A 14747-nucleotide genomic window follows, 5' to 3' on the forward strand; every position below is an offset into this window, starting at 1 on the left:
TTTAGATTTTAATTTTTAGCAATATACAAAATATAAAGGAATAAAATGATATCAGTAGATAATTTAAACAAATACTACGGTAATTTTCATGCTCTAAAAGGAGTAAGTTTTGAGATAAAATCAGGAGAGATTGTAGGAATACTAGGACCTAACGGAGCAGGAAAATCAACTACTTTAAGAATACTAACATGCTACCTTTCACCTACAAGCGGAAATGCAATTATTGACGGAAAAAGCATATTAAATAATGAAAGAGAAGTTAAAAAAGTTATAGGATATTTACCAGAATCAGCACCGCTTTATGATGATATGAGTGTATTTGATTATCTTGTTTATATGGCTGAAATTCAGGAGCTTGAAAGAAGCAGATTAAATGAGAGACTTCATTATGTTGTAGAAGCATGCAGTCTTAAAGATGTTATATCAAAGTCAATTGGGGAGCTTTCTAAAGGTTATAAACAGAGAGTTGGTATTGCAGGAGCTATAATTCATGACCCTAAAATACTTATATTAGACGAGCCTACAAACGGACTTGACCCAAATCAAATAGTAGAAATAAGAGAACTTATAAAAGAACTTGGTAAAGAAAAAACCGTTCTTATATCAACTCATATATTAAGCGAAGTTGAGGCTACTTGCTCAAGGGCTATTATTATTAATCAGGGTAATGTTATCGCTGATGCTGACCCTAAACATTTAACTCTAAATAACAGCAAAGAAAATAAAATATCTTCAAGAATAAAATTATCTGTTAAAACTAATGATGATAATAGTAAAATAATAGAAAAACTAAAAAAAATAGAAAATGTTTATGATGTAAAAATAGAAAATAATGATAATTTAAAAGATATAATAGTATATTCCAATGATGAAGAGCCTAGAGAAAAAATTTATACTTTTATAAAAAGTACAGATTGGATAATATATGAAATGTTCAGAGAAAGAGAAAATTTAGAAGAAGTATTCCATACATTAACAAAAGGAGATAAATAAGTGCAGTCAATAAGTTATACTATAAATAAATCTAATGTTATATTAAAAAAAGAATTAAGACATATTTTCTTTTCTCCTACAGCATATATATTTTCAGCAATATTTTTAATAGTGAGCGGAGTATATTTCTTCTCAAGATTTTTTATACTTCAGCAGAATGATATGCAGGATTTTTTCAGTATTCTGCCTTTAATACTATCGCTTATAATTCCGCCTATCACTATGGGATTACTATCAAGTGAATTTTCAAGCGGTTCTTATGAGCTTATAAGCACTCAGTCAGTCTCTGCTTTGGAAATTATACTAGGAAAATTCTTTTCGGCAGTGATATTTATGCTTTTTGCTTTAATACCTACTATACTCTATCCTATTACATTAAGTTTTTTGGGAAGATTAGATATCGGACCTATTATTGCCGGATATATAGGAAGCGTATTTCTTATTATGGCTTTATGTGCTATAGGCATATTCGCATCTTCCGCTACAAAAAATCAAATAGTCGCTTTAATTGTAGGGCTTGCAATTATGATATCTTTAAATATGTTTTTGAGATATTTAACTTTGCTTTTCCCTGCTTCTGTTAATTTTATAGAGGTAATAAGCGGCGATTATCATTTCGCTAATATAGCAAGAGGGGTATTAGATTTAAGAGATATTATGTACTTTCTATCAGTTACAGTAATATTCCTATATTTAGCAAATATTATGCTTGAAAACAGAAAATAATTTACGATATTAAAAATTAAAAGAAATTATAAACTTATAGGATAAATAAAATGAACAAAAATGTTACAAAAATTATAGTTTTACTTATAGCATTGGCGGCAATAAGTGTTACAGCATTTCTAACAACTAAAAAAAGCCGTGAAAAAATGGAAGCAAATAAACCTAGAAAACAGCTTTTTGAACTAAATGAAACTAATGTTACTAAATATGAATTAAAATATAGTGAAGAACCAATTATCGTAGAAAAAATAGATGAAACTTGGAAAGTTGTATCTCCTTCTAATAATTATAAAATAGATCAGTTAGAGGCATTTGCAAATGTTAAAAACTTTAATACTTTGAATATAGATACTACAATAACAAATCTTGCTGAATTGGATTCATTTGGTTTGGAAAATCCAAGCAATGAATTCACTGTTTGGGAAGGAAACAAAGAATACAAAGTATTTGTTGGAAATAAAACTGCAGATGAAGAAAAATATTATGTTAAATATAATGATGAATATTTCAGTGTAGAGCTTGTTTATATAGAAGCATTAAAGAAAACTATTGATATGCTAAGAGATAAGCAAATATTTGACAAAACTATTTATATTGATTCTGTAGTAAAAACAGAGAGCAATATAAGAGATTATACAAATACTATCATAAAAGAAAATAGAACTAATTGGGTTGTTGATGGGGTAGATGAAGAAATTAATTTAAATAAGGCCTACAGAGATTTTGAAACATTATCATTGGTTAAAGCTATAGGTTTTGTATATGATGAGAATATGCTAAAATATTTAAATAGATTATTCAGAATACCTGATGCTACTATTACTATATACATGGAAGATAACACTAAAACTGAGTATCAATTAGTATATGATAATAATGATAACAGAGTATATGTTAAACCTAAAAGCGGTATAATATATGAAGTAGACTATAATATATATTCGGCTGCTATGCGTGACAGAAGTTATTATATAAAAACTGAAGATGATGAAAAAGAAATGAATAATGATGAAAATAATCCTTATATGGAAGAAGATGGCATGAGATTAGATGAAAATTTGCAGCAATAAATTTTAATAAATACAGGAGTAAATTATGAAAAAGCAAATACCTAATTTACTAAGCATTAGCAGAATAGTTTTATCCCCGCTTGTTATATTTCTGTACTTTTACAATTCTATGATAAGTGCGGTATTAGCATTGATATTTCTCATAATATTAGAAATCACAGATGCTTTAGACGGTGCTATGGCTAGAAAATTTAATCTTGTTAGTGATTTAGGAAAAGTGCTTGATCCTTTTGCTGATACTGTATTTCATATAACTATGTTTACAATATTTCTTTATGAAGGTTCTATGCCTATATGGATGTATATAATATCACTTTATAGAGATATGTTTTCAATGTTTATAAGAATTTTAGGCGGATTAAGAGGTTTTGCTGTTGCTGCTAAATTCAGCGGCAAACTTAAAACTGCATCAAGAGCTGCTGCTGTAGTAATAATATTTCTTATAAAGATATTAAAACATACAGAAATATCGCTTCCTTATGATCAAATAACATACTACAGTTTATTAGTTGTTACAATAATAACAATATATTCATTCTTTGATTATATGCCTTTAATAACAGGAAAATCAAATAAATAATAATGTAAAAGGCTATTCTTATATTATTTTGAGAATAGCCTTCTATATATTAATCAAAACCAATATCTAAATCCGAAATCTCCTGAGAATCTGAAGAATTTAGAAAAAGTCCAACCCGTATGACTAGGATACCAGCCAAAAGTTCCAAAGCCATCACTTCCTATAGATATTACATTAAGCCCTGGAGAAACCTGCAAAAATATTTCCCAATCCATATCAACTATAAAAGAAACTCCCAAAGGAAGCCTAAAACCCAAACCTAAATTCCAATAATTATTTCCAAACTCTGCAACCGCTTCAGCTCCAGGTCCGAAATAAAGCCAAGCATCAGAATTACCCGCTTTTCCTATTCTATATTTTAATGCCCACCAATCAGCATTAGCACTAAGCCCAAACCAAGCCCATCCCTTACTTGATATTCCTATATTTAATATTCCGCTAAACATCAATGGAAAATTATCAATTTTGCCGGTTACACCTAAAGAAGCCTGACTTGGAAAACTGAATCTCAAAAAAAATCCTGCCGCAGCACCATTGGGATAATCTGCATACAGTTTAGATGATGCCGAGAAAAAAGAAATGAAAATCAAAAAACATACACTATAAATTATTACTCTTTTTAACATATAAACAAAACCTAATTACTTACTTTATATAAATATAAAAAATAATATAAAAAAGTGAAAAATTATAATAAAAATAAAAAGCCCCGCTATAAGATAACGGAGCTATAGACATTCTAAAATAATAATATTAGAACCAATATCTAAATCCAACTTGGAATGTCAAATGTAAGAAATGTCCTACATTCCAACGATTTCTATGTCTATCATCAGTATCTCCTAGATAAAAACCTAACAAAGATACTCCATAACTATCCGCATGCAAAACGTTAACAACTGGAGCAGGTTCCAAGAATATTTCCCATTGATTTTTAATTAAGAATGAAAAACCTATAGGCATTCTTAAACCAGCATTAATTGACCAATAATATGAACCAAAAGCAGTATCAGCGGCAAGTCCAGGTCCTAAATAGAAATGAACATCAGATTCCCCTGCTTTACCCAAAGGTATTTTTAGTCCCCACCAATCCATAGTTAAACCAATACCAAAATATTGATAACCATCATTAAATACATTTGCTACAGCCTGAACACCAAACATCAAAGGTACTCCGTCAAATTGACCTACTAATGTTAAACCTTGGTTAGGATATCCAAAAAATAAAGAAGCTCCTATCGCAGCTCCATCCGAATAAGCAGCTTCAGCTTTCTTAGGTACTGCAACAACTAAAACAGCCATCATAAGAGATACAAGTGTAATCTTTTTTAACATAATATTCTCCATTTATTATTTCTTTTTACAATATACTATTTATGTACAAAAATGTCAACAAGCAGCATAAATTATTAATAATCAAATTTCTATGATATAATTATAAAATTATATAACTTAGTATAATTTTATTTTTTTATTTGCTGTTTAAGATATGCAGATATGAATTCATCTATATTGCCGTCCATTACAGAGTTCATATTTCCGCTTTCGCAGCCTGTTCTTAAATCTTTTACCATTTGATAAGGCTGGAAAACATAACTTCTTATCTGATTGCCCCAAGCTATATCGGTTTTCTCACCTGCTATTTTTTGTTTTTCTTTATCCAATTTTTCTTTTTCTAATTGATAAAGTTTAGCTTTGAGCATTTTCATAGCCATATCTTTATTATTATGCTGACTTCTTTCTGCCTGACATTGAACAACTGTATTAGTTGGTATATGAGTTATTCTAATAGCTGATGAAGTTTTATTAACATGCTGTCCGCCTGCTCCGGAAGCTCTGTAAGTATCTATTCTTAAATCAGCAGGATTTATTTCTACTTCGATATCTTCATCTATATCCGGCATAACACTAACCGCAACAAATGAAGTATGTCTTTTGGCATTAGCATCAAAAGGGGATATTCTTACAAGTCTATGCACCCCTATCTCTGAACGCAAATATCCATAAGCATAAAGCCCCTGAACATAAAAACTTATCTGTTTTATTCCTGCTTCATCTCCGGGAAGTTCATCGGTTGTTTCAACAGTAAACCCATGTCTTTCGCAGAATCTTACATACATTCTTGAAAGCATAGAAGCCCAATCACAGCTCTCAGTACCGCCAGCCCCTGCATTCAAAGTTAAATATGCATTCTTACTGTCAAATTCCCCAGAAAATAAATTCTTTGTTTCTAATTCATCAAAAACTTTCTGCAATTCTAAGCATTCAGTTTCTAATTCTTTTTCCATTTCAGTATCATTTGACTCTATAGCCATTTCTACCAATTCATATATATTATTGGAATTCTTTATCAAATTTTCAACAGGCTCTATTTTATCAAGAAGAAGCATTCTCTCCTTCATAAGTTTCTGAGCCGATATATTATCATTCCAAAAATCATCTTTAGCTGATATCTCATCTATCTCCTTAACCCTTTTATAAATAGAATCCGGGTCAAAGATACCCCCTTAATACTTCAGATTGCTCTTTAATATTAGATACTATACTTTTAATTTCTGATAATGTCATAAAATGTCCTACTATTATTACGATATAAACTCGCTGAAAATAGATTATAACTAAAGTTATAATCTGCTCGTTTATATTCCAGCTATTATTACGATATAAACTCGCTGAAAATAGATTATAACTAAAGTTATAATCTGCTCGTTTATATCTCGGCTATTATTACGATATAAACTCGCTGAAAATGTATTACAACTAAAGTTATAATCTGCTCGTTTATATCTAATTATTTTACAATATAAAAATATTAATACATTAAATTCTTAATTACTATAATACAAAAATGCTATATTCATAATATATAACACTACAAAAAATATAATACTTAAAATAAATATTTTTTATTAAAAATTACTCTTCTGTAGGCAAAATTCTAGTACCGCTGGATAGTTTTAATATATAAACATCAGCATCTCTTCTGGTTCTTTCTTTATAACGCGTATATAAATTTTCTATAACATTTTCAACTTCAGTTTTTTTGAGGAACATTAAAACGCCTCCGCCAAAACCTGTACCTATCATTCTAGCTCCCAAAACACCGTCCATATTCATAGCCTCTTCAACCAAAATATCCAATTCTGCAGTGGAAACTTCATATAATTTACTCAAACCATCATGAGTTTTAAGTATCAAATTAGCTAAATCTTTAACTGAACCCTTTTTAATAGCTTTTACTGCCTGATTAACTCTATCCTGCTCAGCAGAAACATATAATGCCCTTCTTTGCTCCTTGTTCTGCAAGGTTTCTTTAATAAAATCAGCATCTTTAACTTTCAAATCAGACAATGATTTTAAAGAACTTTTCTTTTCTTTTAATTTCTTTAATGCATTTTCACATTCTCTTTTTCTGGCATTATACTCCCCATCGCTGGAAGTTCTTTTTTTATTACTATTAATAACAGCCATACAGTAATCACCTAAATTGAAATCAAAATATTCATATTTAAGTGTTTTCATATTAAAGAAAAATAAAGTATTCTCTTTGGCTAAAAATATTGTAACATGATCGCTTAAAGATGTTCTATGAGATGCATACTTAATTTCGCCTTCATAAGATAATTTTGCCATTTCAATAGGGGCAACATCTTTAATATTGTTTATATCTAAAGCGGCAAAAGTTAAACAAGCACATAATGAGCTAGATGAAGCCAAAGATGTATTAAAAGGTAAATCTGTATATACAAATATATCCATACCATGTATTTTATATTCTTTTTCCAAAAGTACAGAATAAACACCTTTAAAATAAATAGCCCACTCATCTTCTTTATTCTTTTCTAAATCATCTAATGTAAATGATTTTCTAGCTTTAAAAGAATGGGCATATATATTCACTTTATTATCAGGTCTTTTTCTAGCTACTATATATGTCCCTCTGTCTATAGCAGAAGTTATAGTATCCCCATCTGAATAATCTATAAGTTCTCCTATAACTGTAACTCTTCCCGGTGCAAAATAAAGCTTTGTATCGCCTTTATGTCCAAAAACTTCTCTAAATCTTGCTACTATTTTTAAATGTAATCTAGGTATCATACTAAATCTCTCAAAAATTATCTGTTATAAATATCATAAAATAAAAAAAAATCAATAGTATAAATAATAGTTATTCTAAAAAAATAATATTTTATGTTAAAAATATAGAATATAAATCGTAAATTTTTCTTTAAACTAAAATAAATAATTATTAAAATAATTGATTTTGATAAAAAACAATAATATAATATACAAAAGTACAAATACATAGTAGGATTTTATTTTATGGATAGAACTTTATACAGTAATTATATTAATATTCTAAAAGAAGAATTAATACCGGCACTAGGATGCACAGAGCCTATAGCAATAGCTTTTGCAGGTGCTAAAATCAGGGAAATAATTGGGGATATACCAGAACATATAACCGTAAAATGCAGCGGAAACATTATAAAAAATGTAAAAGGTGTAACTGTACCAAATTCAGGCGGATTAAAAGGAATAGATACTGCAGCTATTTTGGGATTGATTGGAGGAGATGCAAGTAAAAATCTCGAAGTTTTATCTGCTGTAAAACAAGATGATATATATAAAACAAAAGAACTTTTAAATAAAAAATTCTGCACTTGCGAATTAATAGAAGGAGATGAAAACCTGCATATCATAATAGAAGCAGAATATAAAGATACAAATGCCTTAGTAGAAATAAAAAATTCACATACTAATATTACAAAAATCATAAAAAATGGTGAAAAACTATTAAATTCTGATAATTCTTCAGATAAAAAAGAAGAAGATATAAGAGAAACTTTAAATATAAAAGATATACTTGCTTTTGCAAATGAAGTTAATATAGATGATATTAAAGATACTATAAAAAGACAAATAGAACTTAATTACAGTATAGCTGAAGAAGGTCTGAAAAATGATTACGGTTCTAGTGTAGGAAAAACATTAATGAAATATTACGGAGATGATATAAGAAATAAAGCTAAGGCTTACGCTTCCGCAGGATCAGATGCCAGAATGGGAGGCTGTTCCATGCCTGTAGTTACCAATTCAGGAAGCGGAAATCAGGGTATAACAGTATCTGTTCCTGTAATAAAATATGCTGAATATATGAAAGTATCTGAAGAAAAACTATACAGAGCTTTAGTGCTTTCAAATTTAATAGCTATACTTCAAAAAAAACATATAGGAAAATTATCGGCATTCTGCGGGGTTGTATGTGCTGCTACGGGTTCTGCCTCTGCAATAGCATATTTGCATGACTGTGATTATAATATTATTTGCAATACAATAACAAATGCATTATGTACAATAGGGGGTATGGTTTGCGATGGGGCTAAATCTTCATGTGCTTCAAAAATTGCTGAAGCTGTTGACTGCGGTATATTAGCTTTCAATTTAGCTAGAGACGGAAAAGTATTTAAAGCCGGAGATGGGCTTGTAAAAAATGATATAGAAGCAACTATTGATAGTATAGGAAGAATGGCTAAAGAAGGTATGAAAGGTACTGATATAGAAATACTTAATATAATGATAGATAATTAAATAATATATAACCATTTCTAAATCATAGAATTTAATATAATTCTTAAATATTATTGTGATTAAATATAATTTTTTACTAAATACTTTTTAATAAAAATAAATAACAGCAATATTTTTAATACTAGATTTATTTTTAAAAAATTGTATAATCTATTGTAAAGATTTTTCGATATATTATGATAACAAATAACTTATAATAATTTTTACATACTAAAGTAATACTTTTCATAAGGGAGGTTTTAATGGCAAGTTTAAGCGATAAAGAAATTAATGCAACTTTAACAAAAATAAGAACTGAATATGAACAAGGTGCTGAAAAATATGGTAATAAAATATATAATGTAAATAGTTTTAATGACAGATACAGAGAAGCATTGCAAAATAGACAAGATTTATCAAATTTTTTAATTGTTGAAATAAAAATTTTAGAGGATATAAAAACTACTTTAAGAGACAGAGAATTAGAGCGTCAGAGAAGAAAAGCGGAAGAAGAAAAAGCTAAAGAAAATTCTTTTATGAATAAAGTAGATAATATGATAGAAAAATTTAAAAGTGCTACAGAAAAATATCCTTTAGAAGACATACATCCTAAAGCAGATCAGGAAATTTGCCATTTATATGGAGCTTTCAAAGAATTGTATAATTGTTTTTCTGTTATTAGATATTTTTCATGCGGACCTGCAAGTGATTATGTTGTAGAAACTGCTATAAAAGATTATGATAATCAATTCCAAAAATTTATAATTCCTGTTGGAGAAAGTAAAGTACCTCAAATATTTGCTGACTATGTTTTTGCTCTAAATAAAAAAGAGAACTCAAGCAGGGCAGAACAATTCATACTTAAAGAATCAGGTTTCTTTCTTCATGCATTCATTGAAAAAATGAACAACATAAAACCATTAGCTCTTAAAGCAAGTAATGATGGAGAAATAGTTCTCCCTGATTATTTAAATGTACAATCACCTAGAGTATATAATTTTTTCAAAGGAAAAACTAAAGAAGAAATGTATGATGCAACTATAGCTTATGCCAATGCTATGATAAACGATTTCAGACTGCAAAGTTTCAAAAAAGATGGACGTTAATAAGTTAATTTTTATACTTTTTTCTTTAATTGTATTAATTACATTATCATTATATTCTCAGACAAATGATGTATTTCAATATGATAGGAAAAATTTATCTAATGCATACAGATATTATAATGCCAAAAATTATAAAAAAGCTGCTGAATTATTTGAATATGAAATAGAATACTCTCCTATTCTTAAAATAGAATATTTTGAAAATTTAGCTAATTCTTACATGAATCTAAAAGATTATGCCAATATGCTTAGAGCAGCAAGAAGCGGTATAATAGTAAATAGTTTTTCATCTAAACTGCATTTCCAAAAAGGATATGCTCTTTATAAATTAGGAGATACAAACAAGGCCATAGATTCTATAAGATATTCTATAAGTTTAAAACCTAATGATGCTTACATGAATAATTTTCTTGGTCTTTTATATCTATATGTAGAAGATTATAAACAGGCTGAATCTTCATTTTTAAAAGCTACAGTTTACAGTCCGAATAATGTAGTATATATGGTAAATCTCGCAGCTACTTATGAGAGAGATAAAAATTTTAGTTCAGCTCTTAATACTTATCAGGAAGCATATAAAATAAATCCTAACTACAGAGGATTAAAAGATTCAATAGATAGAAATAAAAACATATTAGCTAGAATATCAGAAAATACAAATGATATCTCTAATTTATTGGAAGAAAATAAACCTCTTAATACAAATCAAAATAATACAATAATAACATACGATGAAGATGTTGAAGTTAAACCAATAGAAATGGATATGATAGAATTGGCAACAAACACTGTAATGACAAATAATATCATCAATACTAATAATAATATAACAAATGATACAGCAGTAAATAATGCAGATACCAATATCACAATTTCTCAAACAAATACACAGCAAACTAATAATTAATGATATTGATTATATAAAAAATTATTGTATCATTATATCGTAAGGATTTATAAATGCATACAATAAAAAATACATTAGAAGAATATTCAGATAGAAAATTATATCAAAATATTAATTTAGCAAATTACATAAAAATATCTCAAAAATGGAATGATATTATGGGAGAAGTACTTTCTAAAATATGCTATCCGTCATTTTATAGAAATGCCGTTCTCACTGTAACCATAACTGATAGTGTATGGGCTAATGAAATATTTATGAACAGAAACAATATATTCAAAAACATAAAAAAAGAAACTAATATAGAAGTAGTAGAACTGAAAACTAGAATTGGGGAAGTTAATAATAAAATAATAGAAAATACGAATTATAAAGATAAAAAAGAAGAAGAAAAAGAATTAACAAAAGAACATAAAGAATGGATAGAAAATACTATAAAAGAATCGGGTATAAAAGATGAGAGAATGAAAGAAATATTTGCTAATATATTAAAATACGAGGATAATGATGATAGATGATGTATTTATAAAGAAGCTGATTCTGGAATATAAAGCTGCTAGAAGTATTGAAACTTTAAAAGAAATTAATGAGCATTTGTCCAATTATATTTATAATTATCCTAGAAAAGTTTTCGGTGTATTTCATGATGATGCTTTAGAATTCTACTCATATTATATAGAGAGAATAGACAATATAATAATAAAATATAATGAAACAGATGCCAAATTTATAACTTGGTTTACATATACATTAAGAAGCCATTATTTAAATTTCTTGGATCATAAAAAAAGAAAAGATAAATACAAAAAACAAGAAATATCAATAGATGCTCCATTATGCGGCAAAGAGGCATTAACATTGCATGATGTACTCTATGATAGTAAATCCTATGTTATAAATGAGTATACTAAGGATTATAATGAAAGCAATATTGAAAAACTCTCACTTAATATGTTTAATTATATAGAAAAAGAATTCAGCAAGAGAGATTCAATAGCATTTTTTATACATAATTTAGAGTTATTTATAAATCTAATAATACAGCCTCTAATGAAATATTTTAATATAAATTATGAAGAAGCATATTCTATAATAGAAAAAGCAAGAGCAACATATATAAAGAAATATAATGAAATAATAAAGCAGCAGGATAAAATAGCAAAAATAAATGCACAAATAGAAATCAATAATAAAAGAGGACTTTTCACTGTACATTTAGCAAGCAAAAAACAAAATTATATTAAGAAACTGCATTCTATAAAAATAAATGTACCTTATGAGTTTATAGCAAAACTTTTAAATATTACAAACAATGCAGTTACAAAGATTATAAATAAAATAAAAACTAGTTTAAAAGAGCATTTTAATAATTTATCGGACTTATAATATGAGCAAATATAATTACACAAAAGAAGAAATTATAAACTATGTTAATGGAATTAAAGTATCTGATGACTTTCTAAAAGAGCTTGAATTGAATGCTGACTTACAAAGAGAAGTAAGCTCTCTAAGAAATGATTTATTTCTTATGGAAAATATAGAAGATTCTGATATGCTTAAAGAAGTTAAAATAAAGCCAATCATTAATATAAAAGACAGCATAATTGATTATATGCTTTATTTCAGCAAATTGACTCCATTGTCTTCAAGAGGAGAAGAAGATAGTAAAATCAAAGATATTTATGTTTATAAAAATATAGAAATATATAAAAGCAATAATCAATATTATATCAATATAAGCAATATAAAAAATTGGTGCGTAATGGAATACAATGGAGAAAAAATAGTTAATATATTCGGACAAAAAGATAATTATTCTTCAAGTTTAAAAAATGGAAGTTATAACATAAAAGTTGATGATGCGGAAGTTTCAATAAATATAGAATAAAATTATAAAATAGGAAAATATTTTTAATTATGCAGACAATATGCAAATGGGCTAAAAGCGAAATAGAGATTAAATACCATAATGAAGAATGGTGCCGAATATGCCATGATGAAAGAAAATTATTTGAAATGCTGATACTAGAAAATATGCAGGCAGGTCTTAGCTGGAGATGCATATTAGAAAAAAGAGAAAATATGAGAAAAGCATTTGATAATTTTGATTACAAAAAAATATCTAAATATGATGAAAAAAAAATAGAAGAGCTTTTAAATAATAAAGGGATAATAAGGAATAAAAGAAAAATTAATGCTCTTATAACAAATGCAAATAAATTTATAGAAGTACAAAAAGAATATGGAAGTTTCGACAAATATATATGGTCTTTTACTAATGGAAAACAAATAAACAATAAATTATGCGATGAAGATCCGCTCCCAGCAAAAAATGAATTATCAGATATTATAAGCAAAGATATGATAAAGAAAGGATTTAAATTTGCAGGAAGCATTATTATATACAGTTATTTAGAAGCTATAGGGATAATAAATGATCATTGTGTAAACTGTGATTTTTACAAAAAAACTTGATATGGTGAATAAAAAATAAAAACTGAATATTGACTAATAATAATAATGAATTAGAATAAAATAATATAACTGTTATACGGATAAAATATATGCACAAATATAATACAGCACATTTTAAAAAATCAACTATAATTTATATTAAAGATCAAATACCAAAAGATGTCTTTTACATAATAACAAAGGGAAAAGCTATATCTTATGGTACTTTTAACTATAATGTGGAGTTTAATCAAGGAGATATTTTAGGGTTAGTAAATATTTTATTAAATGAACCTTATTTCTTTAATGTAAAAGCTATGGAAGATGTGGAGGCTATAGAAGTAGACATAACAGAAGTAATTAAAACAAAAAATGAAGAGTTAATGGTAAAAATAGCTGCAAATTTAGATGCTTCATTTGAAACTTGGCTTGGAAGATATTATATGCTGCTTTCAGAAAATAAAGAAATAGCTAGGATAAGAACTAAAGAAGAAATAATGAATATGGCAGATATTTACAACAAAAATGAATTTAAACAGGTAGCATATAAACTTTATAATGAATATATGAAGCTATTCCCAGATAATGCTGATGATGTAAAAGATAAATTATCAGAAATAACTCCTATAGAAGAGCCTCAAAAAAATGATGATAATATATATTATTATAAAAAAGGATATTGTTTATATACTGAATTAGAATATACTAATACCTTGTATATTATAAAATCTGGGGTAATTGGAATATACAATATAATAAACTCTAAGCAAATGACAAGAGCCATTTATTCAAAAAACAGTATGATAGACGGATACAAGCCCGTTTTGCAGTATCTTCCTCTTTCAACTTGTGCCGTTGCTTTAGAAGACACTGCTATAAAAAAAGTAACAAGAAATGAATTAATAAATATATCAGAACAGGATCCTGAACTTAATCTTTATTATATAAAAATGGTAAGCATAAAGATAAGAAATACAATATTAAAGTTAATGGTTCTTAGCGTAGATGATTTACTATCAAAACTGCTTATAACGCTTTATTATATGTTAAAAACAGAAATATTACCTGAAGATGTTAATTCTATAAATTTGTTATATACATTAAATGATATAAAAACTTTAACTGATATAAAAGATGTAAAACTTATAGAAAGAGAATTAAACAGAGTAAGAGGCGTATCAGTAGGCTCAGACGGATATATTAATATAACAGATATAAAAAGTCTTATAATAGAATACAGAAACTGTATTAACAGACTAAGCAATACTCATCATCATAGTATGATGTATTTTTAATGTATATTAATAAATTTACGGCTTTATATTAGCTATTAAATTTAT

Annotated in this window: 16 protein-coding genes; 12 read left to right on the top strand and 4 right to left on the bottom strand. The window is 27.3% G+C overall.

Annotation, left to right across the window (positions count from 1 at the left end; genetic code table 11):
* Positions 1–45 precede the first annotated feature (45 nt).
* The 4 genes from BFL38_RS05845 to pgsA are packed head-to-tail and all read left to right on the top strand — an operon-like array spanning position 46 to position 3369.
* Positions 46–993 (top strand): ABC transporter ATP-binding protein, encoded by a 948-nt coding sequence (locus tag BFL38_RS05845; RefSeq protein ID WP_069726181.1) that lies wholly within the window; start codon positions 46–48, stop codon positions 991–993.
* Positions 994–1719 carry an ABC-2 transporter permease gene (locus tag BFL38_RS05850; RefSeq protein ID WP_069726182.1) on the top strand — a complete coding sequence of 242 codons (726 nt, stop codon included), beginning with the start codon at positions 994–996 and terminating at the stop codon, positions 1717–1719. It abuts the gene before it with no gap.
* Between the two features lie 50 nt (positions 1720–1769).
* Complete coding sequence (locus BFL38_RS05855; RefSeq protein ID WP_069726183.1) at positions 1770–2789, top strand: DUF4340 domain-containing protein; 1020 nt, start codon at positions 1770–1772, stop codon at positions 2787–2789.
* Between the two features lie 25 nt (positions 2790–2814).
* Positions 2815–3369 (top strand): CDP-diacylglycerol--glycerol-3-phosphate 3-phosphatidyltransferase, encoded by a 555-nt coding sequence (gene pgsA / locus BFL38_RS05860; protein WP_069726184.1) that lies wholly within the window; start codon positions 2815–2817, stop codon positions 3367–3369.
* A 53-nt stretch (positions 3370–3422) separates the two neighbouring features.
* On the opposite strand, the gene BFL38_RS05865 is transcribed toward pgsA, so the two are convergent.
* The 4 genes from BFL38_RS05865 to galK all read right to left on the bottom strand — a co-directional run bounded on the left by BFL38_RS05865 (position 3423) and on the right by galK (position 7467).
* Positions 3423–3995 carry a hypothetical protein gene (locus tag BFL38_RS05865; protein WP_069726185.1) on the bottom strand — a complete coding sequence of 191 codons (573 nt, stop codon included), beginning with the start codon at positions 3993–3995 and terminating at the stop codon, positions 3423–3425.
* A 127-nt stretch (positions 3996–4122) separates the two neighbouring features.
* A complete protein-coding gene (locus BFL38_RS05870; protein ID WP_069726186.1) occupies positions 4123–4704 on the bottom strand; it encodes a hypothetical protein in 582 nt (193 codons plus the stop codon).
* 128 nt (positions 4705–4832) lie between these two features.
* Positions 4833–5937 (bottom strand): peptide chain release factor 2 gene (prfB, locus tag BFL38_RS05875; protein ID WP_218070519.1). Its coding sequence is split into 2 segments (ribosomal slippage): positions 4833–5864 and positions 5866–5937, totalling 1104 coding nucleotides; the frame shifts between segments, so codons are not numbered across the junction.
* A 348-nt stretch (positions 5938–6285) separates the two neighbouring features.
* The gene (galK, locus tag BFL38_RS05880) at positions 6286–7467 is read right to left on the bottom strand and encodes a galactokinase (protein WP_008724320.1); all 1182 of its coding nucleotides are present in this window, start codon (positions 7465–7467) and stop codon (positions 6286–6288) included.
* Positions 7468–7692: 225 nt separating this feature from the next.
* Here galK and BFL38_RS05885 point away from each other — a divergent pair, with 225 nt between their 5' ends.
* The 8 genes from BFL38_RS05885 to BFL38_RS05920 all read left to right on the top strand — a co-directional run bounded on the left by BFL38_RS05885 (position 7693) and on the right by BFL38_RS05920 (position 14702).
* Positions 7693–8961: an L-cysteine desulfidase family protein gene (locus BFL38_RS05885; RefSeq protein ID WP_069726187.1), complete on the top strand. Its 1269-nt coding sequence runs from the start codon at positions 7693–7695 to the stop codon at positions 8959–8961.
* A 242-nt stretch (positions 8962–9203) separates the two neighbouring features.
* The gene (locus BFL38_RS05890) at positions 9204–10046 is read left to right on the top strand and encodes a hypothetical protein (protein WP_069726188.1); all 843 of its coding nucleotides are present in this window, start codon (positions 9204–9206) and stop codon (positions 10044–10046) included.
* The gene (locus tag BFL38_RS05895) at positions 10036–10953 is read left to right on the top strand and encodes a tetratricopeptide repeat protein (RefSeq protein WP_069726189.1); all 918 of its coding nucleotides are present in this window, start codon (positions 10036–10038) and stop codon (positions 10951–10953) included. The genes BFL38_RS05890 and BFL38_RS05895 overlap by 11 nt, the downstream gene beginning before the upstream one ends.
* A gap of 53 nt (positions 10954–11006) precedes the next feature.
* Entirely contained in the window at positions 11007–11471 is a 465-nt protein-coding gene (locus BFL38_RS05900; protein WP_069726190.1) for a DciA family protein, read from the top strand.
* A complete protein-coding gene (locus BFL38_RS05905) occupies positions 11461–12339 on the top strand; it encodes a sigma-70 family RNA polymerase sigma factor (RefSeq protein WP_069726191.1) in 879 nt (292 codons plus the stop codon). The genes BFL38_RS05900 and BFL38_RS05905 overlap by 11 nt, the downstream gene beginning before the upstream one ends.
* A 1-nt stretch (position 12340) precedes the next feature.
* The gene (locus BFL38_RS05910) at positions 12341–12841 is read left to right on the top strand and encodes a hypothetical protein (RefSeq protein WP_069726192.1); all 501 of its coding nucleotides are present in this window, start codon (positions 12341–12343) and stop codon (positions 12839–12841) included.
* Between the two features lie 29 nt (positions 12842–12870).
* Entirely contained in the window at positions 12871–13428 is a 558-nt protein-coding gene (locus tag BFL38_RS05915; protein WP_069726193.1) for a DNA-3-methyladenine glycosylase I, read from the top strand.
* A gap of 89 nt (positions 13429–13517) precedes the next feature.
* Entirely contained in the window at positions 13518–14702 is a 1185-nt protein-coding gene (locus BFL38_RS05920) for a cyclic nucleotide-binding domain-containing protein (RefSeq protein ID WP_069726194.1), read from the top strand.
* Positions 14703–14747: the final 45 nt, after the last annotated feature.

It is taken from the genome of Brachyspira hampsonii (assembly GCF_001746205.1).
In the GTDB taxonomy this organism is placed as follows: Bacteria; Spirochaetota; Brachyspiria; order Brachyspirales; family Brachyspiraceae; genus Brachyspira; species Brachyspira hampsonii_B.

What these genes read in the sequence shown, in the direction of transcription:
- BFL38_RS05915 (WP_069726193.1), top strand. Translation starts at nt 12,871, where the DNA reads ATGCAGACAATATGCAAATGGGCTAAAAGCGAAATAGAGATTAAATAC.
- BFL38_RS05910 (WP_069726192.1), top strand. Translation starts at nt 12,341, where the DNA reads ATGAGCAAATATAATTACACAAAAGAAGAAATTATAAACTATGTTAAT.
- BFL38_RS05920 (WP_069726194.1), top strand. Translation starts at nt 13,518, where the DNA reads ATGCACAAATATAATACAGCACATTTTAAAAAATCAACTATAATTTAT.
- BFL38_RS05865 (WP_069726185.1), bottom strand. Translation starts at nt 3,995, where the DNA reads ATGTTAAAAAGAGTAATAATTTATAGTGTATGTTTTTTGATTTTCATT.
- BFL38_RS05845 (WP_069726181.1), top strand. Translation starts at nt 46, where the DNA reads ATGATATCAGTAGATAATTTAAACAAATACTACGGTAATTTTCATGCT.
- pgsA (WP_069726184.1), top strand. Translation starts at nt 2,815, where the DNA reads ATGAAAAAGCAAATACCTAATTTACTAAGCATTAGCAGAATAGTTTTA.
- BFL38_RS05900 (WP_069726190.1), top strand. Translation starts at nt 11,007, where the DNA reads ATGCATACAATAAAAAATACATTAGAAGAATATTCAGATAGAAAATTA.
- BFL38_RS05905 (WP_069726191.1), top strand. Translation starts at nt 11,461, where the DNA reads ATGATAGATGATGTATTTATAAAGAAGCTGATTCTGGAATATAAAGCT.
- BFL38_RS05895 (WP_069726189.1), top strand. Translation starts at nt 10,036, where the DNA reads ATGGACGTTAATAAGTTAATTTTTATACTTTTTTCTTTAATTGTATTA.
- BFL38_RS05885 (WP_069726187.1), top strand. Translation starts at nt 7,693, where the DNA reads ATGGATAGAACTTTATACAGTAATTATATTAATATTCTAAAAGAAGAA.
- BFL38_RS05870 (WP_069726186.1), bottom strand. Translation starts at nt 4,704, where the DNA reads ATGTTAAAAAAGATTACACTTGTATCTCTTATGATGGCTGTTTTAGTT.
- galK (WP_008724320.1), bottom strand. Translation starts at nt 7,467, where the DNA reads ATGATACCTAGATTACATTTAAAAATAGTAGCAAGATTTAGAGAAGTT.
- BFL38_RS05890 (WP_069726188.1), top strand. Translation starts at nt 9,204, where the DNA reads ATGGCAAGTTTAAGCGATAAAGAAATTAATGCAACTTTAACAAAAATA.
- BFL38_RS05855 (WP_069726183.1), top strand. Translation starts at nt 1,770, where the DNA reads ATGAACAAAAATGTTACAAAAATTATAGTTTTACTTATAGCATTGGCG.